24 protein-coding genes are annotated in these 22,333 nt (G+C 64.1%); 15 read left to right on the top strand and 9 right to left on the bottom strand.

The window, feature by feature from the left end:
- The first annotated feature begins 51 nt into the window (after nucleotides 1–51).
- From BRPE64_RS14830 to BRPE64_RS14800, 7 genes are all read left to right on the top strand, one after another.
- The gene (locus tag BRPE64_RS14830; protein ID WP_044042650.1) at nucleotides 52–981 is read left to right on the top strand and encodes an NAD(P)-dependent methylenetetrahydromethanopterin dehydrogenase; all 930 of its coding nucleotides are present in this window, start codon (nucleotides 52–54) and stop codon (nucleotides 979–981) included.
- Nucleotides 978–2,153, top strand: a complete 1,176-nt coding sequence (locus tag BRPE64_RS14825) for an ATP-grasp domain-containing protein (protein ID WP_016354252.1) — start codon at nucleotides 978–980, stop codon at nucleotides 2,151–2,153. Before BRPE64_RS14830 ends, BRPE64_RS14825 begins: the two co-directional genes overlap by 4 nt.
- On the top strand, nucleotides 2,150–3,160 hold the full coding sequence (gene mch / locus BRPE64_RS14820; RefSeq protein ID WP_016354251.1) for a methenyltetrahydromethanopterin cyclohydrolase: 1,011 nt from the start codon (nucleotides 2,150–2,152) through the stop codon (nucleotides 3,158–3,160). The genes BRPE64_RS14825 and mch overlap by 4 nt, the downstream gene beginning before the upstream one ends.
- A complete protein-coding gene (locus BRPE64_RS14815) occupies nucleotides 3,157–4,086 on the top strand; it encodes an ATP-grasp domain-containing protein (protein WP_016354250.1) in 930 nt (309 codons plus the stop codon). The genes mch and BRPE64_RS14815 overlap by 4 nt, the downstream gene beginning before the upstream one ends.
- Nucleotides 4,073–4,939, top strand: coding sequence for a triphosphoribosyl-dephospho-CoA synthase (locus BRPE64_RS14810; RefSeq protein WP_016354249.1), 867 nt, complete (start codon nucleotides 4,073–4,075; stop codon nucleotides 4,937–4,939). Before BRPE64_RS14815 ends, BRPE64_RS14810 begins: the two co-directional genes overlap by 14 nt.
- A 162-nt stretch (nucleotides 4,940–5,101) precedes the next feature.
- Nucleotides 5,102–5,611 carry a formaldehyde-activating enzyme gene (gene fae, locus BRPE64_RS14805; protein ID WP_016354248.1) on the top strand — a complete coding sequence of 170 codons (510 nt, stop codon included), beginning with the start codon at nucleotides 5,102–5,104 and terminating at the stop codon, nucleotides 5,609–5,611.
- 95 nt (nucleotides 5,612–5,706) lie between these two features.
- A complete protein-coding gene (locus tag BRPE64_RS14800; protein ID WP_044042244.1) occupies nucleotides 5,707–6,111 on the top strand; it encodes a hypothetical protein in 405 nt (134 codons plus the stop codon).
- A 33-nt stretch (nucleotides 6,112–6,144) separates the two neighbouring features.
- On the opposite strand, the gene BRPE64_RS14795 is transcribed toward BRPE64_RS14800, so the two are convergent.
- The gene (locus BRPE64_RS14795) at nucleotides 6,145–6,642 is read right to left on the bottom strand and encodes a dihydroneopterin aldolase (RefSeq protein WP_016354246.1); all 498 of its coding nucleotides are present in this window, start codon (nucleotides 6,640–6,642) and stop codon (nucleotides 6,145–6,147) included.
- A gap of 272 nt (nucleotides 6,643–6,914) precedes the next feature.
- Here BRPE64_RS14795 and BRPE64_RS14790 point away from each other — a divergent pair, with 272 nt between their 5' ends.
- From BRPE64_RS14790 to BRPE64_RS14780, 3 genes are read left to right on the top strand one after another with little or no spacing between them, the layout of a single operon-like run.
- Nucleotides 6,915–8,993: a sigma-54-dependent Fis family transcriptional regulator gene (locus BRPE64_RS14790; RefSeq protein WP_044042242.1), complete on the top strand. Its 2,079-nt coding sequence runs from the start codon at nucleotides 6,915–6,917 to the stop codon at nucleotides 8,991–8,993.
- A complete protein-coding gene (locus tag BRPE64_RS14785; protein ID WP_016354243.1) occupies nucleotides 8,990–9,589 on the top strand; it encodes a flavoprotein in 600 nt (199 codons plus the stop codon). Before BRPE64_RS14790 ends, BRPE64_RS14785 begins: the two co-directional genes overlap by 4 nt.
- Nucleotides 9,568–10,968: a DUF6513 domain-containing protein gene (locus tag BRPE64_RS14780; RefSeq protein ID WP_016354242.1), complete on the top strand. Its 1,401-nt coding sequence runs from the start codon at nucleotides 9,568–9,570 to the stop codon at nucleotides 10,966–10,968. The genes BRPE64_RS14785 and BRPE64_RS14780 overlap by 22 nt, the downstream gene beginning before the upstream one ends.
- On the opposite strand, the gene BRPE64_RS14775 is transcribed toward BRPE64_RS14780, so the two are convergent.
- On the bottom strand, nucleotides 10,965–11,513 hold the full coding sequence (locus BRPE64_RS14775; RefSeq protein WP_016354241.1) for a thioredoxin family protein: 549 nt from the start codon (nucleotides 11,511–11,513) through the stop codon (nucleotides 10,965–10,967). The two genes, BRPE64_RS14780 and BRPE64_RS14775, sit on opposite strands and share 4 nt — an antisense overlap.
- A gap of 98 nt (nucleotides 11,514–11,611) precedes the next feature.
- Here BRPE64_RS14775 and BRPE64_RS14770 point away from each other — a divergent pair, with 98 nt between their 5' ends.
- Both BRPE64_RS14770 and BRPE64_RS14765 read left to right on the top strand, forming a co-directional pair.
- Nucleotides 11,612–11,914, top strand: a complete 303-nt coding sequence (locus BRPE64_RS14770; RefSeq protein WP_044042240.1) for a hypothetical protein — start codon at nucleotides 11,612–11,614, stop codon at nucleotides 11,912–11,914.
- A complete protein-coding gene (locus BRPE64_RS14765) occupies nucleotides 11,911–12,291 on the top strand; it encodes a type II toxin-antitoxin system VapC family toxin (RefSeq protein ID WP_016354239.1) in 381 nt (126 codons plus the stop codon). The genes BRPE64_RS14770 and BRPE64_RS14765 overlap by 4 nt, the downstream gene beginning before the upstream one ends.
- A 16-nt stretch (nucleotides 12,292–12,307) precedes the next feature.
- Here the strand turns inward: BRPE64_RS14765 and fba are convergent, their stop codons facing one another.
- From fba to BRPE64_RS14730, 7 genes are read right to left on the bottom strand one after another with little or no spacing between them, the layout of a single operon-like run.
- Nucleotides 12,308–13,345 (bottom strand): class II fructose-bisphosphate aldolase, encoded by a 1,038-nt coding sequence (gene fba, locus BRPE64_RS14760; RefSeq protein WP_016354238.1) that lies wholly within the window; start codon nucleotides 13,343–13,345, stop codon nucleotides 12,308–12,310.
- A 39-nt stretch (nucleotides 13,346–13,384) separates the two neighbouring features.
- Entirely contained in the window at nucleotides 13,385–15,427 is a 2,043-nt protein-coding gene (gene tkt / locus BRPE64_RS14755) for a transketolase (protein ID WP_016354237.1), read from the bottom strand.
- A gap of 35 nt (nucleotides 15,428–15,462) precedes the next feature.
- Nucleotides 15,463–16,335 (bottom strand): phosphoribulokinase, encoded by an 873-nt coding sequence (locus BRPE64_RS14750; RefSeq protein ID WP_016354236.1) that lies wholly within the window; start codon nucleotides 16,333–16,335, stop codon nucleotides 15,463–15,465.
- 44 nt (nucleotides 16,336–16,379) lie between these two features.
- Nucleotides 16,380–17,474, bottom strand: coding sequence for a class 1 fructose-bisphosphatase (locus BRPE64_RS14745; protein WP_016354235.1), 1,095 nt, complete (start codon nucleotides 17,472–17,474; stop codon nucleotides 16,380–16,382).
- A gap of 14 nt (nucleotides 17,475–17,488) precedes the next feature.
- Nucleotides 17,489–18,421 carry a CbbX protein gene (cbbX, locus tag BRPE64_RS14740; RefSeq protein WP_016354234.1) on the bottom strand — a complete coding sequence of 311 codons (933 nt, stop codon included), beginning with the start codon at nucleotides 18,419–18,421 and terminating at the stop codon, nucleotides 17,489–17,491.
- A gap of 15 nt (nucleotides 18,422–18,436) precedes the next feature.
- Nucleotides 18,437–18,853 carry a ribulose bisphosphate carboxylase small subunit gene (locus BRPE64_RS14735; protein ID WP_016354233.1) on the bottom strand — a complete coding sequence of 139 codons (417 nt, stop codon included), beginning with the start codon at nucleotides 18,851–18,853 and terminating at the stop codon, nucleotides 18,437–18,439.
- A 49-nt stretch (nucleotides 18,854–18,902) separates the two neighbouring features.
- Nucleotides 18,903–20,396 (bottom strand): form I ribulose bisphosphate carboxylase large subunit, encoded by a 1,494-nt coding sequence (locus tag BRPE64_RS14730; RefSeq protein ID WP_044042238.1) that lies wholly within the window; start codon nucleotides 20,394–20,396, stop codon nucleotides 18,903–18,905.
- Nucleotides 20,397–20,786: 390 nt separating this feature from the next.
- Between BRPE64_RS14730 and pqqA the strand changes: the two genes are divergently transcribed.
- The 3 genes from pqqA (at nucleotide 20,787) to BRPE64_RS14715 (ending at nucleotide 22,240) form a co-directional block, all read left to right on the top strand.
- Nucleotides 20,787–20,861: a pyrroloquinoline quinone precursor peptide PqqA gene (pqqA, locus tag BRPE64_RS33935; RefSeq protein WP_008354335.1), complete on the top strand. Its 75-nt coding sequence runs from the start codon at nucleotides 20,787–20,789 to the stop codon at nucleotides 20,859–20,861.
- A gap of 75 nt (nucleotides 20,862–20,936) precedes the next feature.
- Nucleotides 20,937–21,503: a DUF447 domain-containing protein gene (locus BRPE64_RS14720; protein ID WP_016354231.1), complete on the top strand. Its 567-nt coding sequence runs from the start codon at nucleotides 20,937–20,939 to the stop codon at nucleotides 21,501–21,503.
- A 41-nt stretch (nucleotides 21,504–21,544) separates the two neighbouring features.
- The gene (locus BRPE64_RS14715) at nucleotides 21,545–22,240 is read left to right on the top strand and encodes a (5-formylfuran-3-yl)methyl phosphate synthase (protein ID WP_016354230.1); all 696 of its coding nucleotides are present in this window, start codon (nucleotides 21,545–21,547) and stop codon (nucleotides 22,238–22,240) included.
- Nucleotides 22,241–22,333 lie beyond the last annotated feature (93 nt).

Raw genomic sequence — 22,333 nt, 5'->3', positions numbered from 1 at the left:
CACCGTATCGACAGCTTGAATCGACATCACTACGACAACGAGTCCATCGCCATGCCCGAAGCCACCGAAAGACCCTACGTCCTGCACATGTTCACCAGCACGCCGCAGATGAGCCCGTTCGACGTGAACATGGCAGCCGACGCGGGCTATCAGATTCTCGTGCCGTACTGCAATGTCGATGAAGACAGCGTCGTGCAACTCACGCAGGACGCGATCTTCTCGCGCGGTCCGAAAGGCGTGTCGCGCACCGGCATCTTCATCGGCGGACGCGACGTGATGCTCGCCGCCGACATGCTCGAGCGCGCCCGCAACGCAATGGTCCCGCCCTTCGAAGTCTCCGTCTTCACCGATCCGAGCGGCGCTTATACGACAGCCGCCGCGCTCGTCGCGCTTGCGGAAAAGCATCTGAAAGCCGCGCATTCCGTTGATCTCGGCGGCAAGCGCGTGCTGATTCTCGGCGGCACGGGCGCGGTCGGACGCGTCGCGGCGGCGATGGCGGCATCGCTCGGCGCGGTCGTCGCCGTGGCGAGTCATTCGAGCCAGTCGCGCGCCACGCAAGTGAGCGACGAAATCAACCGGCGCTTCGACATCGCGACATCCGGCGTCGCGACCGGCACGCCGGATCAACTGCATCGCGAACTGGCGCGCGCCGAAGTGGTGTTCGCTACCGCCGTCGCGGGCGTGCAGGTGATGACATCTGCCGATCTCGCGCACGCGAAGAACCTGCTGATCGCCGCCGACGTCAACGCCGTGCCGCCCGAAGGCATTGCGGGCGTCAACGTGATGGACGACGGCAAGCCGCTCGCGGGCGCCGCACGCTCGGACGCGGTCGGCATCGGCGCGCTGGCTATCGGCAATGTGAAGTATCAGGCCGAGCACCGGCTCTTCGTGCGCATGCGCACGGGCGGCAAGCCGGTCTATCTCGGCTTTCCCGAAGCCTTCGACGAAGCCCGCGCGATCGTCGGCGGACAAAGCTCATGAAATCGGACGAAGTGTCGCGCGCGCCGCGCATTGCGGTCGCGGGACTGTCGGCGCGGCTGCTCGCGCAATCGGCGAGACGCGCGGGACTGAACGTCGTCGCGCTCGATATCTTCGGCGATCGCGATACGCGTGAAGATGCGGGCATGTGGTTCGATATCGGTACTGAAAACGGCAACGGGCTTTCTATCGATCGCGCGCGTCTATTCGATGCGCTCGAACACGCCGCGCGCCTGCCACGCATGCTGGGCCTCATCGTGACGAGCGGGCTCGAAGCACTCGCGGGCGAACTGAGCCGCGCGCCGCGCGTGCCGCGCTTCATCGGCAACGGTTCGCAGGCCGCCGCCGTGCGCGATCCGAAGCGTTTTTTCGCGCTGCTGGACGAAGCGGGCATCGCGCATCCCGAAGTGCGCTTCGCGCCGCCCGCCGATCGCCGTGGCTGGCTGGTCAAACGCTCTGACGGTTGCGGCGGCACGCATATCGAATGGGCCGAAGACGTCGCGCGCACGCCGCCGGGCGGCTATTTTCAGCGGCTCGCGCAAGGCCGGTCGATGTCCGCGCTGTTCGTCGCCACGCATCGCGAGGCTGCGGTGATCGGCTTCGCGGAGCAACTGAGCGTTGCGGCGGGGCGATGGCCGTTCGTGCACGCGGGCTCGCTCGGGCCGGTGCGTTTGCCGCCGGAGACGGCCGCGCGCATCGTCGCGGCTATCGGCACGATCGTCTGGAAGACGGATCTGACGGGCCTGAACAGCATCGACTTTCTGCTCGACGGCGACGATTTCAGCGTGCTCGAAATCAACACGCGCCCGTCATCGACGATGGCGCTCTACGAAGCCGCATGGCCCGACGCGTGGCCGCGCGGTCTGGTCGGCGCGCATCTCGACGCGTGTCTGCACGGCGCGCTGCCGCGCACGTTCGCGCATACGCCCTCGTTGTTCGCCGGACAGCGCGTGGTGTTCGCGCCCGCCGGCTTCGACGTATCGCGCGCATTCAGCGACGCATGCTTCGACGACCCCGCGTGCCACGACGTGCCGCTCGCGGGCGCGCGCATCGAAGCGGGCATGCCGGTTTGCACGATGACCGCCGTCGTCCCCGCATTCTCCGACTTGCGCGACGCGCTCGAACGCGAGCATGCGCGCCTTCTGCAACGCATCGAAACCCGGTCCATGTCATGAGTTCATCTTCCGCCACGCCTGCTGCGCTGAGCGTCAACGCGTCGAGCGAGCGGCTCGTCGCGCGTCTCATCGACGATGCCGCGCGGCTTCACGTCGATGTCACACGCACGGAAGGCGGCACCGTGATCGTCGATGCGGGTGTGAACGCCCAAGGCAGCGCCGAGGCCGGCGTGCTGATCGCGCGCATCTGCATGGGCGGGCTCGGGCGCGTGGCGCGGCGCTTCGCCCTCGATGCGCAACCGCTCTGGCCCGGCTTCATCGAAGTGCATACGAGCAATCCGGTGATCGCCTGCCTCGCGAGCCAGTACGCGGGCTGGAGCCTTTCGGCGACCAAGGAGCAGACCGGCGGCAAGAAGTTCTTTTCGCTCGGGTCCGGCCCGGCGCGCGCGCTCGCCTGCAAGGAGCCGCTCTTCGACGAACTCGGCTATCGCGACCGTCACGATCGCGGCGCGCTCGTCATGGAAGTGGACCGGCTGCCGCCGCAAGTCGTCATCGACAAAGTATTGGGCGATTGCGGCCTCGCGCCGCAGAATCTCGTGATCGCCGTGACGCCGACACAGTCTGTGGCGGGCACGGTGCAGGTCGTCGCGCGCGTGGTCGAAGTTGCGCTGCACAAGACGCACGTGCTGGGCGTGGATCTCGGCGAGATTGTCGAAGGCAGCGGCAGCGCGCCGCTTCCGCCGCCCGCGCCCGACGGCATCCAGGCGATGGGCCGCACCAACGACGCGATTCTCTACGGCGGCCGCGTGCATCTGACTGTCAAGAGCGATGCGGTCGCGAAGCGTCTCGCGGCCGAGTTGCCTTCGTCGAATGCGCGCGATTACGGGCGGCCGTTCGCGGAGATCTTCACATCGTTCAATTACGACTTTTATCAGATCGACCCCGCGCTCTTCGCGCCCGCCGAAGTGTGGGTGTCGAGTCTGGAGAGCGGCGCGACGTATCACGGCGGCAAGGTCGATCAACCCTTGCTCGACGCCCAATGGAAAGCCGCCGGAGCCGCGCCATGAGCCTGCGCGTCGCGATCATGACGGATGAGACCGGCTGGCACACCGGACGGCTCAAAAAGGCTTTCCGCGCGCGCGGTGTGGAAGCGCGCTGCGTCGATCTCGCGGATTGCCGCATCGACACGACATGGCCGCCCTTCGGCCTCGCGATTCCCGGCTTCGGTCACACGCTGCCCGACGCGGCGTTCGTGCGCGGCATCGCGGGCGGCACCTTCGAGCAGGTCACGTTGCGGCTCGGCATTTTGCACGCGCTGCGCGAATGCGGCGTGCCGGTCTATAACGACGCGCGTGCAATCGAGCGCAGCGTCGACAAGTCGATGACGAGCTTTCTGCTCAACCGCTACGGCGTGCCAACGCCCGCGACATGGGCGGGCGAATCGGCCGCATTTGCGCAGCGCGTGCTGATGCGCGAGACGGCCGCGGGTCGCCAGGTCGTGATGAAGCCGCTGTTCGGCTCGCAGGGCAAAGGTCTGCGCAAGCCCGGCGTGAAGTTGCCGTCGCTCAAGTCGTTTAGTCAGGTCGCTTATCTTCAGCGTTATGTCGATGCGGGCAAGCCCGGTTTCGACTGGCGCGTGCTCGTGATCGGCGACAAAGCGGTCGCGGCGATGAAGCGCGTCGGCGGCGAGGGATGGATTCACAACTTCGCGCGCGGTGCGCGGTGCGAGGCCGCGGAACTGACGCCCGCGCTCGCCGACATCGCCGTGCGCGCGACACAGGCGCTCGGGCTCGATTACGCGGGCGTCGATCTGATTCCGTCGGACGGCGCGCGGCCGGTCGTGCTCGAAGTGAACGGCGTCGCGGCGTGGCGCGGTTTGCAGTCGGTGACGCCGGTCGATATCGCCGCGCTGCTCGTCGACGATCTGCTCGATCGCAAGCTGCCTGCATCGAAGGGCCAGCTTGCGCTCGCCAGCGGCGATGGACTCCGGTGACGCGCCACTCGCCGAACGCGCCCGCACGGCGTTTTTGCGCGCGTGCCGGCTCGACGTCGAGACGCAAAAGCCCGGCAACGTGAGCGTGGCGAGCGCGGGACACGGCATGACGTCGGCGCAGTTCGTCGCAAGCGCGGGCACGGCGGCCGAGGGCCTTTTCACGCCGGGCGCGCGGGTGGGCGCGCGCATTCTCGATGCCGTGCGCCGCACCTTCGACGCGGTCGGCTGCAACACCAATCTCGGCATCGTGCTGCTCGCTGCGCCCTTGTGCGCGGCGCTCGAACGCTTCGCGCCGCACGAAGCGGTCGATGCATCGCGCTGGCGGGCGGCAACCGTGCGCGTACTCGCGGAACTCGATATCGACGATGCCCGCCTCGCCTATCGCGCGATCGCGCTTGCGAATCCGGGCGGACTGGGCGACGCGCCCGAGCAACCGGTCCACGCGCCGCCGACGGTCACGCTGCGCGCGGCGATGACGCTTGCCGCCGAGCGCGACAGCATCGCCCGCCAGTATGCGAACGGTTTCGCCGATATCTTCGGCGCGGGCCTCGATGCGGCGAACGCGCTCACGCCGGCGACCGACCATCGCGCGATGCTCGACGTATTCCTGACCTTTCTTTCGGCGTGGCCCGACTCGCACATAGTGCGCAAGCAAGGCGCGGCGGTGGCGCAAAGTGTCACGCGCGATGCGGCGCTGCATCGCGCGGACTGGCGCGCGGCGGGCCGTAACGTGCAGAGCGCCGAGCTGGATGCGTGGGACGCCGGACTGAAGGCGCGCGGCATCAATCCGGGCACGAGCGCGGATTTGGCGGTGGCGACGCTGTTCGTCGCGCTCGTGACGAACGCGGCCTGAACGACCGACCAAAGATTGGCACGGAACATGTTAGGAAGTTCGCGGTTGAGCGGTCGCATCGAAAGTCGGCCGAACCGGGAGCCTTGCGCGGCTTTGAGTCTTACCGTCGCGAGTCGAGAGCAAGTCGCTAGTTTCTAGAACCAAATCCACTGGAGGAACAGCATGGCCAAGATCAACCGCGTCCTGGTAGGAGAGTCGCTCGTCGGCGATGGCAACGAGGTCGCACACATCGACTTGATCATCGGACCGCGAGGTTCCGCTGCCGAGACCGCGTTCTGTCACGCGCTCACGAACAACAAGGATGGCTTCACGTCGCTGCTCGCCGTGGTCGCGCCGAATCTGCTGACCAAGCCGAACACGATCCTGTTCAACAAGGTGACGATCAAGGGCGCGAAGCAGGCCGTGCAGATGTTCGGCCCGGCGCAGCGCGCGGTGGCGATGGCGGTTGCCGACAGCGTGGAATCCGGCGTCATTCCCGCAGACGAAGCCGACGATGTGTTCGTGTGCGTGGGCGTGTTCATCCACTGGGAAGCGGACGACGACCAGAAGATCCACGATTACAACTATCAGGCGACGAAGGAAGCGCTAGCGCGCGCGGTGGCGGGCGAGCCGTCGGCCAAGGAGGTAGTATCGAAGAAGGGAACGATGTCGCATCCGTTTTCGCCGAGCTGATCCGATGTCCGGCCGGTGCGCGCGCGCTGCCTGGTTCTTTGTCGTTGCGCGCGCGCCGGCCGCTTGTCTTACCCGATAACTATGAGGCTCATCAAATGACCCTACGTTGTTGCGCGTTGTCGTTGCTCGCCTGCCTCTCGCTGATTTCGCCGCTTTCGTTCGCCGCGACGGGCGCAGGAAACGCCGCGCCCGCCAAGAGCCACGACTACCCGACGGAAGGACGCGTGGAATACGTGCTCGGCTGCATGGACGACAACGGCCACGACTTCGTCAACGTCTATAAATGCTCGTGCGCCATCGACAAGATCGCGAAGGTGCTCACGTATGACGATTTCGTCGAGCAGTCGACGTTCTCGAAGTACGCCACGCTTGGCGGCGAAGGCGGCGCGGAGTTTCGGGTCGATCGCGCGAAGGCGCAGACCAAGAAGTTTCGCGACTTGCAGAAGGACGCGTATAAGGCGTGTGGGATAGGGAAGCAGGCTTCGGCTGCGGCGAAGTGAACTTTTGCCTGCGTTGAGCAGAACGCAAAACCCTCACTCCGGCACATACCCTCGCCCGATCCACGCAAGACTCACCGGCCCGGCAGGCCGCTCCTCACGCGCCCGCCGCCGCTCGATCACCACGCCGACCGCCTCGACATCATCGAATTTCGCGGGTTTCGCCAGATCGACGCGCACCCAATGCGCTCCGAAATCCGCGATGATCAACTGCGCGATGCGCTCCGCGAGCGCCTCCAGCAACTGCAATCCATGCGACGCGAGCAGCGCGTGGATCGCTTCCCGCACCGCCGCATAATTCACGGTGTCGTCGATTCGGTCGGTCACGCACGCGCGAATCGACGGCACGCCGATCGCCAGACTCATGCGCACCGCCTGCGCATCGTGCAGCTCGCTCGCATCGATGCCGATCACGGTCTGCCCCGTCAGCCCTTCGATATAGACGATATCCATCACGCGCGCATCGCCCGAAGGTTGCGGCGCAACATGAACAGCGTCGCGGATCGGTTCGTATAGTGGTTCAAATCGGCCCATAAGTCCCCGCCGCCTAAACGGCCCGTTGAAAGAAAGCATCCGTAAGCACCAAGCAAAAAACGGGCGCGTTCACGCTTCAGGAGGCGACTCCTTATTGAACCAATGCGCCATCGGATGTACAGTTTTTGAGATACGGGCCGGATCGGGGTCCACGAGAGCCATCATCGAGTCGGAACGGGCCGCGGCGCCAGCGGCAACCACAACAGATTCTGCGCCGGACGGACGCGCCCGCAAGCGCGCACCGGAACGCGGCGCAACGGAGACACGCCCCCATGTCGTCGCTTGCTGACGTAGACACGCATGTCCGGGAAGTGCTGAATATCGTCCACAATCCGCTGGCCGCGCGTCGCGCCAGCGATTCCGTCGCGCAATCGTGGCTGCGCTGTCTCACCGAATTCCGGCTCGATCCGGGCCGTTTCGTGATGCCGCCCGTGCTGACGCAGCACGAACTGAACGAACGCCGCGACGCCGCCAGCGATCTCATCGCGTGCTCCAAGCTCGAAATGACCACGCTCTACCAGCAGCTGGCCGATCCGGAACTGGCGGTCGTGCTCGTCGATGCAGACGGCGTGATCGTGCATCAGGTGTCGTCGGTGCCGTTCGGCGAAGCGGTCGCGGCGGATGGTTTGCGCGTCGGCGCGTTGTGGAGCGAGCGCGAGGCTGGCACCAACGGCATGGGCACGTGTCTTATCGAGCGCGACTGCATCGCCGTGTGTCAGCACGAACATTTCTATCCGCGCTATACGTCGCTCACCTGCTCGGCCGCGCCGATCTTCGACGAACGCGGCGAAGTGATCGGCGTGCTCGACGTCACCAGCCGCTCGAAGCTTCTGCAGCAGCATTCGCTCGTCCTTGTCGGCATGTCGCGGCAGATGATCGAAAATCGTTTGATCGACGCGCGTTACCGGCACGCGAACATGATCCACTTTCACAGCCGCCCGGAGTTCGTCGGCACGCTGCACGCGGGCAAGCTCGCCGTGAGCGACGACGGCGTCGTGCTGGCCGCGAGCCGCAGCGCATTGTTCCAGCTCGATCTGCGCTCGCCCGCCGAATTGTGCGGCAAGCGCGTCGAGGAAGCGTTCAACGCGCCGCTCGAAGACATGATCGCGCGCAGCATTCGCGGCTCGTTTCATCCGGTGACCATCTACAGCGCGAAAGCGAACAGCCGCTTCTTCCTTACTGCACAGACAGCGCGCGACGGCAAGACCGGCGGCACGCGCATCCTCCTGAACGATCCGCTCGCGCGCGATGTGTCCGCGCCGAACGCGCGCAGCAAGTCGCCGAGAAAAGACCTGCGCGAGTCCGCAGGCGCCGGCCGGCTCGACAAGCTCTCGCATCTGGAATTCGGCGATCCGCGCATGGCTTCGCAAATTCAGCTTGCCGCGCGCGTGATCCAGCGCAAGATTCCGATCATCCTGCGCGGCCAGACAGGCACCGGCAAGGAAGTGTTCGCCAATGCGCTGCACAGCATCAGCCCGAACGGCGCGGGGCCGTTCGTCGCGGTGAATTGCGCGTCGCTGCCGGAGAATCTGATCGAGAGCGAACTGTTCGGCTATCGCGCGGGCGCGTTCACGGGCGCGCAGCGTGAAGGCCGGCGCGGCAAGATTGTGCAGGCGAACGGCGGCACGCTGTTCCTCGATGAAATCGGCGACATGCCGATGGCGCTGCAAGCGCGTCTCCTGCGCGTGCTCGAAGAACACGAGGTGACGCCGCTCGGCGCGGAAACCACCGTCAAGGTGGATTTTCAGCTGATCAGCGCGAGTCACCGCAATCTCGTCGAACTCGTGCAGAACGGCTTGTTCCGCGAGGATCTGTACTATCGGCTGAACGGCATCGAGATCAATCTGCCGCCGTTGCGTGAACGGGCCGATGCGCTCGCGCTGATCGGCCATATTCTCGAAACCGAATCCGACGATCCGCCCGAACTCTCCGCCGAAGCGCGCGGCGCGCTGCTGAGCTATGCGTGGCCCGGCAACATCCGTCAGTTGCGGCACGTGCTGCAAATGGCGATCGCGCTCTGCGACGGTCCCGAGATTCTTTGCGCGCATCTGCCGCCGGAGATCGTCAACGGTACAGGCGCGACGGCTGCCGCAACGCGTGCGCCGAGTCCGGCCGCGAGCACGCCGCTCATGCATCTCACCGAAGATGCCGATACGTCGTCGCTCAACGCGATTCAGGTGAAGGAGCGCGAAACCGTGCTTCAGTTGCTCGACGAACATCGCTGGAACGTGAGCAACGTCGCGAAGGTGCTGGGCATCAGCCGCAACACGTTGTATCGCAAGATGCATCGGCTGCATATTCGCCTGTCGCACGATACGCCTGCATCCGACAACCCCGCGTCCGACGCATGACGCAACCCACGCCCGTCCGCCGGCTCGACGAGTTCAAGCCCGACGCGCGCTTCGCGTGGTGCGTGACCGGCTCCGGTCATATGATCGAAGAGTCGATTGCGCTCGCGCTGCGTTTGCCGGGCGTCGATCTTTTTCTCTCCGCCGCCGGCGAGGAAGTGCTGCCGCTGTATGGCTGGCCCATCGCTAAGTTACGGGAGCACTTCAAGGTGTTTCGCGACAACAGCGCGAGCAGCGCGCCCGTCGGCATGCTCTATAACGGCGACTATCACACGGTCGTGATCGCACCCGCTACGAGCAATACCGTCGCCAAATGCGCGTTCGGCATCTCCGATACGCTGCCCACCAACCTCTACGCGCAAGCCGGCAAACAATGTGTGCCGGGCATCGTGTTCGCATGCGACACCGCGCCGTCCGTCATCACGCACGCCCCGAAGGAATGGGTCGAAGTGAGGCCGCGCGCGATCGAGTTCGAGAACGTCGAGCGGCTTGCGCAGTTCGCGCACACCACCGTGGCCCGCTCGCTCGACGATCTGCAGGCCGCGCTCGATCAACGCCTGTCGGATCTGAAGCTTGCATGGAACACATCGTCTTCCTGACCGGCCGGCTTGCGCAACTGAGCCTTCAGCAAGTGCTCGAAAGCATCGCGCCCGTCGCGAAGCAAGCGCCTTTTACGTGGGAAGTGCGCGAGATCGGCTTGCAGGTCGCGGGACTCATGACCGCCGATATGGTGCGACGCCGCGTCGCCGTTCCGCTCACCGAAGGCACGAGCCGCATGATCCTGCCCGGCCGATGCCGCGGCGATCTCGATGCGCTCACCGCGCATTTCGGCGTGAAAGTCGAGCGCGGTCCCGAGGAAGTGAAGGACTTGCCGCAGTTCTTCGGACGCGAGGCGCGGCATGTCGATCTGTCGCGCTACGAGACGGAGATTTTTGCGGAGATCGTCGATGCGCCGCGTCTCACGCTCGAAGGCATTGCGGCACGCGCGCGCGAATATAAAAGGCAAGGCGCGGATGTGATCGACATCGGCTGCTTGCCGGAAACGGCGTTTGCGCATCTCGAAGACGCGGTCATCATGCTGAAGGAGCAAGGCTATCGCGTGAGCGTCGATTCCATGCGCGACGAAGAACTCGTGCGCGGCGGGCGCGCGGGCGCGGACTACGTGATGAGCCTGAACATCGACAGCTTATGGATCGCCGATGAAATCGCCGCGACGCCCGTGCTCGTGCCGCGCGAACCCGCGGACGTCGCATCGCTCGATCAGGCTATCGACGCCATGACGAAACGCGGACGCGCCTTTCTCGCCGACCCCATTCTCGATCCGATTCCGTTCGGGCTGGCGGCGTCCATCGCGCGATATGTGTCGTTGCGCGAACGCTATCCCGATGTGCCGATCATGATGGGCGTCGGCAACGTGACCGAACTGACCGAGGCCGACACGAGCGGCATCAATGCGGTGTTGTTCGGCATGGCTGCCGAATTGCGCGTGGCGGCGGTGCTGACCACGTCCGTCAGCTTGCACGCGCGGCGCGCGGTGCGCGAAGCGGATGTCGCGCGGCGCATCATGTACGCGGCCCGCGAAACGCAGACGCTTCCGAAGGGCATCAACGCCGATCTCTCCGCGTTGCACGCGAAGCGGCCGTTTCCGTACGATGCCGCCGAAATCGATGCCATCGCCGCCGCCGTGCGCGATCCGAATTTTCGCGTGCAAGTGTCGGCCAAAGGCATTCACGTCTATAACCGCGACGGGCATCATGTGGCCGCCGATCCGTTCGCGCTCTATCCCGAACTCAAGGTCGAGCACGACGGCGGGCATGCGTTCTATCTCGGCGTGCAACTCGCGCGCGCGGAAATCGCCTGGCAACTGGGCAAGCGCTTCGATCAGGATCAGCCGCTAGACTGGGGATGCGAGGTCGATCGTCCCGAGGAAGATCTCACCGCGTGGCACGCACCCGGGACGACGAAGAAGAAGGGCTAGACGCGCCATTTGATCGAGCATCCGAGCGCGGGGTATTGCTCATCCAGCGGCTCGCGGTTTTCCGCGATGGCGCGCATCGCTTCATAGAGATCGCGACGCGCATCGGGCAACGCTTCCTTGCGCGACGCATCGATGCGGCCGCGATACATCAAGCGCAATTGCGCGTCGAAGCCGAAGCACTCCGGCGTGCACACCGCGCCGTACGCACGCGCGACTTCCTGCGATTCGTCGTGCAGGTAGGGGAACGGCAGGTGCCATTCTTTTGCCATCGCGATCATGCGGTCGAAGGCATCGTCGGTGTAGACGTGGGCATCGTTCGAATTGATGCCCGCCACGTTGATGCCGATTTTTCCGAGCGCCCGCGCATCGCGAATCAGATGCGGAATCGCAACCTTCACGTAGGGACAGTGATTGCACATGAACACGATCACGAGGCCGTTCGCGCCCTTCAGCGTATCGAGCGTGTAGGTGTTGCCGTCGGTCGCGGGCAGCGAAAAGGTGGATGCCGTTGCGCCGAGTTCGGCAGTCGGAGATTCGGTGGGCATGAGATAGCTCCCAATTCGTTGGGCTGGCCGTTTGGCATATTGGCGAGGTGATCGGACTCGGATAGCATCGGATCTCTTCTTAGTTATCCGGAGTAATCGTGTACATTTTTAGTGTTGAGGAAGCGCAGGGTAATTTGCAGAAACTGCTTGATCTTGTCGCAGACGGGAAAGATGTGGCTATCGGTGGCAAGCTCCCGGTGTTACTGCTCAAGGTACGGTCGGTCAGGAATTTCGACAACGACCATCCCGAGGCCACAGGCTCAATCATCGTGTTCGATCCCGAAGACGAGAGCGCCTTCGAGGACGAATCCTTCAAGCCCTTGCCCGATGACATCATCGAACAGATGTACAACGGTCCGATTTTTCCGGAAGAAGTCGAAGTCACCCACGAGAGCCGATGATGCGTGTGCTGCTCGATTCTCACGTCTATATCTGGCGCGTCTCGAAAGATCGGCGAATGCCTGCTCGTATTCGCAAGTCGATAGATGAAGCGGAGCAGGTCTACGTCAGCACGGCCACCATCTGGGAGTTGTCGATCAAGGCGGCGCGCGGCAAGCTCGAACCGCGCGCTGCACAAGCCCTCGACGAACTTGAAGCGCAACCGTTCATCGTCCTCCCGGTCCAACTGAAACACGCCAAAGCGGTGCGGGACATGCCCGACCTGCATCGCGATCCGTTCGATCGCCTGCTGGTTGCGCAGGCGCGAACGGAATCGCTCAGGTTTCTGACAGTCGACAGCGAACTCTCCGAGTATCTGGCCGAAACGACAGAAGCCTGACCCCGCGCCGCGCCCCTCACTGATACCGCTTCGCCATTGCTTCCAGGCCCATCGGTCTGATGCGCTCCGCATGCCCGGCGCACCCGAATGCTTCGAAGCGCGCGACACACAGTTCCCGCGCCGCCGCCGTCGCCGCCTTGAGCGCATGCCGCGGATCGAACTCCGCTTTCGCCGACGCCATCGCTCGTCGCATCGCACCTGTCATCGCGAGCCGGATATCCGTGTCGATATTCACTTTGCGCACGCCGTTCGCAATGCCGCGCCGTATTTCCTCCACCGGCACGCCGAAGGTCGCGGGAATCTCGCCGCCGTGCTCGCGAATAATCGCGAGCCATTCCTGCGGCACCGAAGACGACCCGTGCATCACGAGATGCGTATCCGGAATCCGCTCGTGAATTTGGGCGATGCGGTCGATCGCGAGAATATCGCCTGTAGGCTGGCGGCTGAACTTGTACGCACCGTGCGACGTGCCGATGGCAATCGCGAGCGCGTCGATGCCCGTCGCCTCGACGAACGCGCGGGCTTCGTCGGGATCGGTCAGCAAGCGGTCGTGGCTCAACGCGCCCGCCGCGCCCACGCCGTCTTCCTCACCCGCAAGCCCCGTTTCCAACGAACCGAGACAGCCGAGTTCGCCCTCGACCGACACGCCCACCGAATGCGCCGCCTCCACGACGCGCCGGCTCACTTCGACGTTGTAGTCGTAATCGGCGGGCGTTTTCTGGTCGGGCATGAGCGAGCCGTCCATCATCACCGACGTGAAGCCCGAGCGAATTGCCTGCTGGCACACGGACGGACTCGCGCCGTGATCCTGATGCAGCACCACCGGAATATCCGGATGCGCCTCCACGGCCGCGAGCACCAGATGCCGCAAATACGGCTCGCCCGCATATTTGCGCGCGCCCGCGGACGCCTGCAAGATCACCGGGCTTTTCGTCGCCTCGGCCGCCTGCATGATCGCGTGCACCTGCTCCATGTTGTTGACGTTGAACGCGGGCACGCCGTAACCGTGCTCCGCCGCGTGATCCAGCAACTGCCTCAGTGCGATGAAAGCCATCGTGACCGCTCCTCGAAGTAGTGTTGCGAAATCTAAATCTCAGGCGGCCACGCGGCGCGCTTCATCGACGAGTGCGTCCGTCGTCACGCCGAAGTGCGCGAACAACTCGCTCGCGGGCGCGGATTCGCCGAAGCGGTCGATGCCGATCACCCCGCCCTTCAGGCCGACATACTGCCGCCAGAACGCCGTGACGCCCGCTTCGATCGCCACGCGCGGCACGCCTTCGGGCAGCACGCGCTCGCGCCATGCATTGCATTGCCGGTCGAACACGGTCGTCGACGGCATCGACACGACGCGCGCGAGAATGCCCTCGTCCTTCAGCCGCCCGACGGCCTCGAGCGCGAGCGCGACTTCCGAGCCCGTCGCGATCAGCACGACGCGGCGCGCATCGCGCTCGCAAGTCTCTGGCCAATCGACGAGCACATAGCCGCCGCGCTCGATCGCATCGATCTGCGCTTCGTCGCGCGGCACGAACGGCAGATTCTGCCGCGACAGCAGCAGGCACGAAGGCCTGTCACGCTCGACCGCGCCGATCCACGCCTGCATCGTCTCGACGGTGTCGCAAGGCCGCCATACGTCGAGGCCCGGAATCATCCGCAAGCTCGCGGCGTGCTCGATCGGCTGATGCGTCGGGCCGTCTTCGCCAAGCCCGATCGAGTCGTGCGTGAAGACGAACACCGCGCGCGTCTTCATCAACGCGGCCATGCGTAACGCATTGCGCGAGTAATCGGAAAACGTGAGGAACGTGCCGCCGAACGGCAGATAACCGCGATGCAGCGCGATGCCGTTCAGCACCGCGCTCATGCCGAACTCCCGCACGCCGAAGCGAATATAGTTGGCCTTTTCCGGCGCGGCGCTCATATCCACGGCGTCTTTCCAGCGCGTGAGATTGGAGCCGCTCAGATCGGCCGAACCGCCGAGCAATTCGGGCAACGCGCGCGCCAACGCCTCGATCGCAAGTTGCGATGCCTTGCGCGTCGCTACGGTCTGCCGCGCGCGATCCGCGTCGCGCACGAGCGCACGGGCCGTGTCGCGCCAGTTCGCGGGCAACGCGCCGCGCGTGCGCCGCTCGAACTCGCCTGCCTCGTTTGGATACGCGCGACGATACGCCGCCATGCGACGGTTCCACGCATCCTGCGCCGCCGCGCCCGCCTCGCGCGCGTCCCACAACGCACGAATCGCCGATGGAATCACGAACGGCGCATGCGGCCAGTCGAGCGCGCGGCGAGTCGCCTCGACTTCATCGGCACCGAGCGGCGCACCGTGTACGTCATGCGTGCCGGCCATCGTCGGGGAGCCGTGGCCGATCACCGTCTTGCAGCAGATGAGCGTCGGGCGATCCGATGCGCGCGCCTCCTGCAACGCGCGCGATACGTCGCCGGCGTCGTGGCCATCGACCGCGCGCACCACGTTCCAGCCGTATGCTTCGAAGCGCTTCGGCGTGTCGTCGGCGAACCAGCCTTCGACGTGGCCATCGATCGAAATGCCGTTGTCGTCGTAGAGCACCGTGAGCTTGCGCAGCCGCAGCGTGCCCGCGAGCGACGCCGCCTCGTGCGAAATGCCCTCCATCAGACAGCCGTCGCCCACGAAAACATACGTGCGATGATCGACAATCTCATGTCCCGGCCGATTGAACTCGCGCGCGAGCAAGGTCTCGGCGAGCGCCATGCCGACCGCATTCGTCAGGCCCTGCCCGAGCGGTCCGGTCGTCGTCTCGACGCCGGGCGTGACGCCCACTTCCGGATGCCCCGGCGTCTTGCTCCCCATCTGCCGGAAACGCTTGATCTCGTCGATGGACACGTCGTAGCCGCTCAGATGCAGCAGCGCATAGAGCAGCATCGAGCCATGCCCGTTCGACAACACGAAGCGGTCGCGGTCCGGCCAGTCGGGATCGGCGGGATTGTGCTTCAGATGACGGCCCCACAGCGCGACCGCGATCTCCGCCATGCCCATCGGCATGCCGGGGTGCCCGGAATTGGCCTGCTGCACGGCATCGACGGCGAGCATGCGCAGCGCGTTCGCCATCTGTCGCGTATCGGACGAGCGCTGAAGTTGAGGCAAAGCCTCGGCAACGGCATTCATGAAATGCCTCCCTGGATGCGATGGATGAAAACGGTTTATGCGCGCGCGCACCGGTCGCGCAGCTGCAGGATCATCGGCGTGAAGATGAGCTGCATTGCGAGTCCCATCTTTCCGCCGGGCACGACAATCACGTTCGGGCGCGACATGAACGAGTCGTGCAGCATCGTGAGCAGATACGGAAAGTCGATGCCCTTCGGCTTCGTGAAGCGAATCACGACGAAGCTCTCGTCGGGCTGCGGAATCTCGCGCGCGGTGAACGGGTTCGACGTATCCACGGTCGGTACGCGCTGAAAATTCACGTGCGTGCGCGAAAACTGCGGGCAGATGTAGTTCACGTAATCGGGCATGCGGCGCAGGATCGTATCGACCACCGCTTCATGCGAATAACCGCGCATCGTCTGGTCGCGATGCAGCTTCTGAATCCATTCGAGATTGATGATCGGCACGACACCGACGAGCAGATCCGCATGCCGCGCGACATCCACGCGATCCGTGACGGCCGCGCCATGCAGGCCTTCGTAGAACATCAGGTCCGTGCCTGCGGCGATCTCTTCCCACGGCGTGAAAGTGCCGGCGTCCTGCTTGTAATGCACGGCCTCGCCTTCGTCGTGAACGTAATGGCGAGTCTTGCCGCCGCCCGATTCGCCATAGCTTGCAAACAAGGCTTCGAGTTCTTCGAGCAGGTTCGCTTCCGGCCCGAAGTGACTGAAGTTGAGCAGGCCGTCGCGCTCGCTCTGCTTCAACGCTTCACGCATGCCGAGGCGATCGTAACGATGGAACGCATCGCCTTCGACAATCTGCGCATTGATTTTTTCGCGCCTGAAGATGTGCGTGAAGCTCTTCATGACGGTGGTGGTGCCGGCACCGCTCGAACCGGTCACCGCGATGATCGGATGCTTGATGGACATGCGCTGCCTCCCTTTATCTGTTTAATGAGCGCCCTACGTGAGGATCACGCCGGCGTTTCTGGCAGGAACAGCGAGCGTTCGTTGAAGAGCGGCGACGTAAAAGGTTTGTCCTCGCCGCGGTCGTATTCGCCGTGATAGCGATGAATACGCGCCACTTCATTGCGCGAACCGAGAATCACCGGCACACGCTGATGCAACGCGCGCGCCTTCATATCGAGAATGCGTTCGCGCCCGGTGATCGACAGCCCGCCCGCCTGCTCGACAATAAAGCTCATCGGATTCGCTTCGTACAGCAGACGCAGACGTCCTTCCATCGCGGGCGTCTTGAAGTCGCGCGGATACATGAACACGCCGCCGCGCATCAGGATGCGATGCACTTCCGCCACCATCGACGCGATCCAGCGCATGTTGAAGTCCTGCGCGCGACAGCCGGTGCGGCCGTCCTTGCATTCCTGCACGTAGCGGCGCACGGGCGGCTCCCAGAAGCGTTCGTTCGATGCGTTGATCGCGAACTCGCACGAATCCTCGGGAATGCGGATATCGGAATGCGTGAGCACGAAATTGCCGACATCGCGTTCAAGCGTGAAGCCGTGCGTGCCGTTGCCGACGGACAGCACGAGCATCGTCGACGGACCGTAGATCGCGTAGCCCGCTGCAACCTGTTCGCGGCCCGGGCGCAGGAACGATGCTTCGTCGGCTGCATGGCTTTCGTCGGGTGCGCGTTTGAGCACGGAGAAGATCGAGCCGACCACGCCGTTGATATCGATGTTCGAGGAACCATCGAGCGGATCGAATGCGAGCAAATACTCGCCTCGCGGATATGCATCCGGAATGGCATAGACGCCGTCCATCTCCTCCGACACCATGCCCGCCAGCAGGCCGTCCCACTCGCAGTGCTGCAGGAAGATGTCGTTGGTCACGAGATCGAGCTTCTTCTGCTCTTCACCGTGCGTGTTGACCGATTGCGCCGAGCCGTGCTGGCCGCCGAGCGCACCGCGTGTCAGTGCCGCCGCGATCGTCTTGATCGATGCGGCCACGTCGATGAGCAGCGCGGAAAGGCCGCTCGCCGCTTCCGGCCCGGGCTTGCGATCCAGCGTGTCGATCAGGAACTTCGATAAGGTCGTGCGTCCATCCTGCATCGCGCTCTCCTTCGTTATGAATCGGTGAACACGCGGCTCGCGCGGATATCGCTCGCGTCGAGTTGCATCAGCGCGGCGGCGTCCGTGGCGCCGCTGCCTCGTTCCGCCGCAGCGAACAGACGATTCGCCTGACGCAGCCGCGCGCGATCCAGCGCATTGCGCACGGAACGCGCGTTGGCGAAGTTCGGCTGACGAATGCGGCGCGCGAGATACTCTTCGAAGGCGCGGCGCGCGTCGTCGTCGAAGCGGTAATGCATGTCGGCGAGCATGTGCGCGGCGATCTGCAGAAGCTCATCGGGCGCGTAATCGGGAAACACGATGTGATGCGCGATACGCGAACGAAAGCCGGGATTGCTATGAAAGAACGTTTCCATACGCGACTCGTATCCGGCGAGAATCACGACGAGATCGTCGCGCTGGTTCTCCATCGTTTGCAGCAGAATCTCAATGGCCTCCTGTCCGTAATCGCGCTCGTTCTCCGGGCGATACAGGTAATAAGCCTCGTCGATGAACAGCACGCCGCCCATCGCACGCTTGAGCACTTCGCGCGTTTTCGGCGCGGTGTGGCCGATATACTGGCCGACGAGATCGTCGCGCGTCACCGAGACGAGATGATTGCGCCGGATATAGCCCAGACGATGCAGCACCTGCGCCATGCGCATCGCAACGCTTGTTTTGCCGGTGCCGGGATTGCCCGAGAAGCACATGTGCAGCGTGGGCGCACCCGAGGCGATACCGAGCGTTTCGCGGGCGCGTTCCACGAGCAGGTGCGCCGCGATCTCGCGAATGCGCGTCTTCACCGGCGCGAGCCCGATGAGATCGCGGTCCAGTTCCGCCAGCACTTCGCCGATGCGCGATTCGCGATACAGCGCCATCAAATCGGCATGCGTCGCGGGCGATTCGCTCGTTTGATCGGGCACGGCTTCGAGCGTGGCTTCGGCGCTCATGATTTCGCCTCCTCATCAGTAGCGTTCGCCGCCCGGGCGGTCGGTTGCGTAAGTACGGATCGCGTAATGCTGCACGCGGCCCTGACCGTCCTGACGTTCGAGACGGAAGCCCTTTTCTTCTTCCGGCCGATTCACGATGAAAGACATACGCATCGTTTCGAAGCCGCGCAACGAGTCGAACGCATTGACCTTGATGTAATGATGCGGATAGGTCTTGCGGCAGGCGTTCACCTCCATCAGCACGCCGGCGGCATCGTGGAGATCGAACATCGGCATGCCCCACATGTCCCAGTAGGTATTGCGCGGGTGCGGATCGTCGGTGAATTCGACTGAACAGGCCCAGCCCTGATCCAGCGCATAGTTGATCTGCGCGGAGATATCCTCATCGGTCAGAGGAGGCAGGAATGAAAACGTGCCTTGCGTGATTTTCATTTGTCATCCTAATCAATTGATGTCATTTGATTTCAGTCGATGGATTCACTCAGGCCGATGCAGTTGCCGTCACCGCGAAATCCGGCGTATCCGTCGATGCATAGTTGAAGGTCACATCGCGCCAAGTGTCGAGCGCCTGCTTGAGCGGCGTGCACGAACGCGCTGCGGCTTCGAGAATATCGGGGCCTTCGTTCGCGATATCACGCCCTTCGTTGCGCGCTTTCACCATCGCTTCGAGTGCGACGCGATTGGCCGTTGCGCCCGCCTGAATGCCTTGCGGATGTCCGATCGTGCCGCCGCCAAATTGCAGGATCGCATCGTCGCCGAAGAGATCGAGCAGCTGATGCATCTGCCCCGCATGAATGCCGCCCGAGGCCACCGGCATCACTTTGCGCAGGCCCGCCCACGGTTGATCGAAGAAGATGCCGCGCGACAGATCCACTTCGTTGCGTGCCTCGCGCAACACGTTGTAATAGCCCTGCACCGAAAGCGGATCGCCTTCGAGCTTGCCCACCGCCGTGCCTGCATGCGCGTGATCCACGCCCGCCATGCGCAGCCACTTCGCGATCACGCGAAACGAGATGCCGTGATTGCGCTGCCGCGTATAAGTGCCGTGCCCCGCGCGATGCAAGTGCAGGATCATGTCGTTCTTGCGCGCCCACTTCGACATCGACTGAATCGCGGTCCAGCCGATCACGAGATCGATCATCACGATGCACGAGCCCAGTTCCTTCGCGAATTCGGCGCGCTCGTAGATGTCCTCCATCGTGCCGGCGGTTACGTTGAGATAGTGGCCTTTCACTTCGCCCGTTTCGGCCTGCGCGCGGTTCACGGCTTCCATCGCGAAGAGATAGCGGTCGCGCCAATGCATGAACGCTTGCGAATTGATGTTCTCGTCGTCCTTCAGGAAGTCGAGTCCGCCTTTGAGGCCTTCGTACACGACGCGCCCATAGTTCTTCCCCGACAAGCCGAGCTTCGGCTTCACGGTCGCGCCGAGCAGCGGGCGACCGTACTTGTCGAGCCGTTCGCGCTCCACGACGATGCCCGTCGGCGGTCCTTGAAACGTCTTCAGATAAGCGACGGGAATGCGCATGTCTTCGAGACGAAGCGCCTTCAGCGGTTTGAAGCCGAACACGTTGCCGATGATCGACGCCGTCAGGTTCGCAACCGATCCTTCCTCGAACAGATCGAGTTCGTAGGCGATGTACGCGAAGTACTGCGGCTCGTCGGCGCGTGAGTTCGGCACCGGCTCGCAGCGATACGCCTTCGCGCGGTACATGTCGCAAGCGGTGAGGCGATCGGTCCACACAACGGTCCACGTCGCCGTCGACGATTCGCCTGCCACGGCCGCAGCGGCCTCTTCCGGTTCGACGCCTGCTTGCGGCGTGATGCGAAACAGCGCGATCACGTCCGTATCCTTCGGTATGTAGTCGGGCTGCCAGTAGCCCATCTCGCGATACTTCATGACGCCGGCCGCATAGCGCGAGCGCGGATCGGACGGGTTGCGCGCCGCCTCGACGGCGGCCTTGCTGAAGTCGTTCATTCCGTTTCCTCGACAGTGACGATGAAAGAGACGTGCGCCCCGATGTGCAGAAGCGAGCGTCGCGCTGATGTGCTGCGGCTGCTGTGATTGCAGAGTAAGCACTGGCGGCAGCGAAAGGAATTCACGATTAACTTGTGCGGGCATAAGCAATGCCTTAGTGAGTGTTAGCCCTAAGCGGAAGATTGCTTGGCGAATGGGACACTTTGCTCTGATTTCGCCACAGTCGGCGCACGCAACGAGACATCGACGCTCTTCGGCATCCGCTTCATGCACTGGCATGACGCTTGCGTGATTAAAAGGCCGGCTTCCTTCCGGCCGCCTGGCGGATTCGTCCGCATCGGCAAGCGTTCGACGAATCGAGAGCATCTCAACTCACATGGAGGAATGCGCATGCAATGGACTACACCTAGCTTCACCGATATGCGTTTTGGTTTCGAAATCACGATGTATATCGCCACCCGCTAAGCGCGGACGAACCGCACGAAGCCGCGCATCCGATGCGCGGTTCTTTCGTGCGGCCCTAATGAACGGGCCTGCCACATGATTTACGAGACCATCGTCACGACCGCGGATCGCGATGGCCGGCCGCACATCGCGCCGATGGGCGTGCGCTTCGAGGATGGCTTCGCGATCCTTGCGCCGTTCCGGCCGTCGGCTACGCTCGACAACGTCATCGCGACCCGAAGCGCCGTCATCAACTTCACGACGGACGTGCGCGTGTTCGCCGGCTGCGTGACGGGCTATGCGCGCGACTGGCCGACAATCGCAGCGGACAAAGTGCCGAGCGTGCGCCTGAAAGCGACGCTCGCGCATAGCGAGTTGCGCCTCGCCGAACTGCGCGACGATGAAACGCGTCCCGTTCTGCGCATGGAATGCGTGCATCGCGCGACGCATGCGCCTTTTGCGGGCTTCAATCGTGCGCAGGCGGCCGTGGTCGAAGGCGCGATTCTGGTGAGCCGGCTGTTCATGCTGTCGCCGGAGAAGGTGGACAGCGAGATTGCTTACTTGCAGATCGCCATCGATAAAACCGCGGGCGACATCGAACGCGAAGCATGGCAGTGGCTGTTGCGCGCGATCGAAGCGCATCGCGCGAAGGCGGCTGGCTGACGCTTCTTCCGTAGCATCCGCATCCCTCTGGAGTCTTCACGATGACCGCATTGCTCGCGAGCGTCCGCTCGGCGGATGAAGCATTCGATGCCGCGCACGCCGGCGCCGAACTGATCGACTTGAAGGAGCCGGGCGCGGGCGCGCTGGGCGGCGTAGCCACGAGCGAGATCACGCGTATCGTGCGAGCGTTGCGGGCGCAGTACGCGGTGCGGCCGATCAGCGCGACCATCGGCGATCTGCCCAACGACGCACTCGACGAAATGACCGCGCGCGTGCTGGATGTGGCGGCGGCTGGTGTCGATTACGTGAAGGTCGGCGTGTCGCCCGGTGCGGGCGCGGCGGCTTGCTTGCGGCATCTGGCGGGCCTGCCCGCGGCCGTGGTGCCGGTGCTGCTTTCCGACGACGGCATCGATCGCGAGCTGGCGGCGCTTGCTGCGCAGTTGGGCTTCGTGGGCATCGTGTTCGATACGGCGAGCAAGAACGGACGCACGTTGTTCGATTGCGTGGACATCACCATGCTCGCGGCTTGTGTCGCCGAGGTTCGCTCGCGCGGAACGATGATCGCGGTTGCGGGGTCTTTAGGTTGGGACGATCTCGACAGGATTCGCATGCTGGCGCCGGATATCGCCGGGTTTCGCGGCGCGCTTTGCGACGAGCGTGACGGGCGGGTTGGGCGGCTCGATCCGAAGCGTGTGGAGCGGTGGGCGCGGGCGTTGCATGGGGCGGGGGTGGGGTGATGGGTTTGCGTGGCTTGTCGTTTCAACTCATCGATTCATCCGGGGTCATCGTCGACGCCTAGAACGAGTATGCGCACGCTCTTCTCTCGTCGC

Origin of the sequence: Caballeronia insecticola (genome assembly GCF_000402035.1) — a bacterium.
GTDB lineage: Bacteria > Pseudomonadota > Gammaproteobacteria > Burkholderiales > Burkholderiaceae > Caballeronia > Caballeronia insecticola.
Note: the sequence above shows the minus strand (reverse complement) of the source record. Positions and strands in the feature narration are given on the sequence as shown.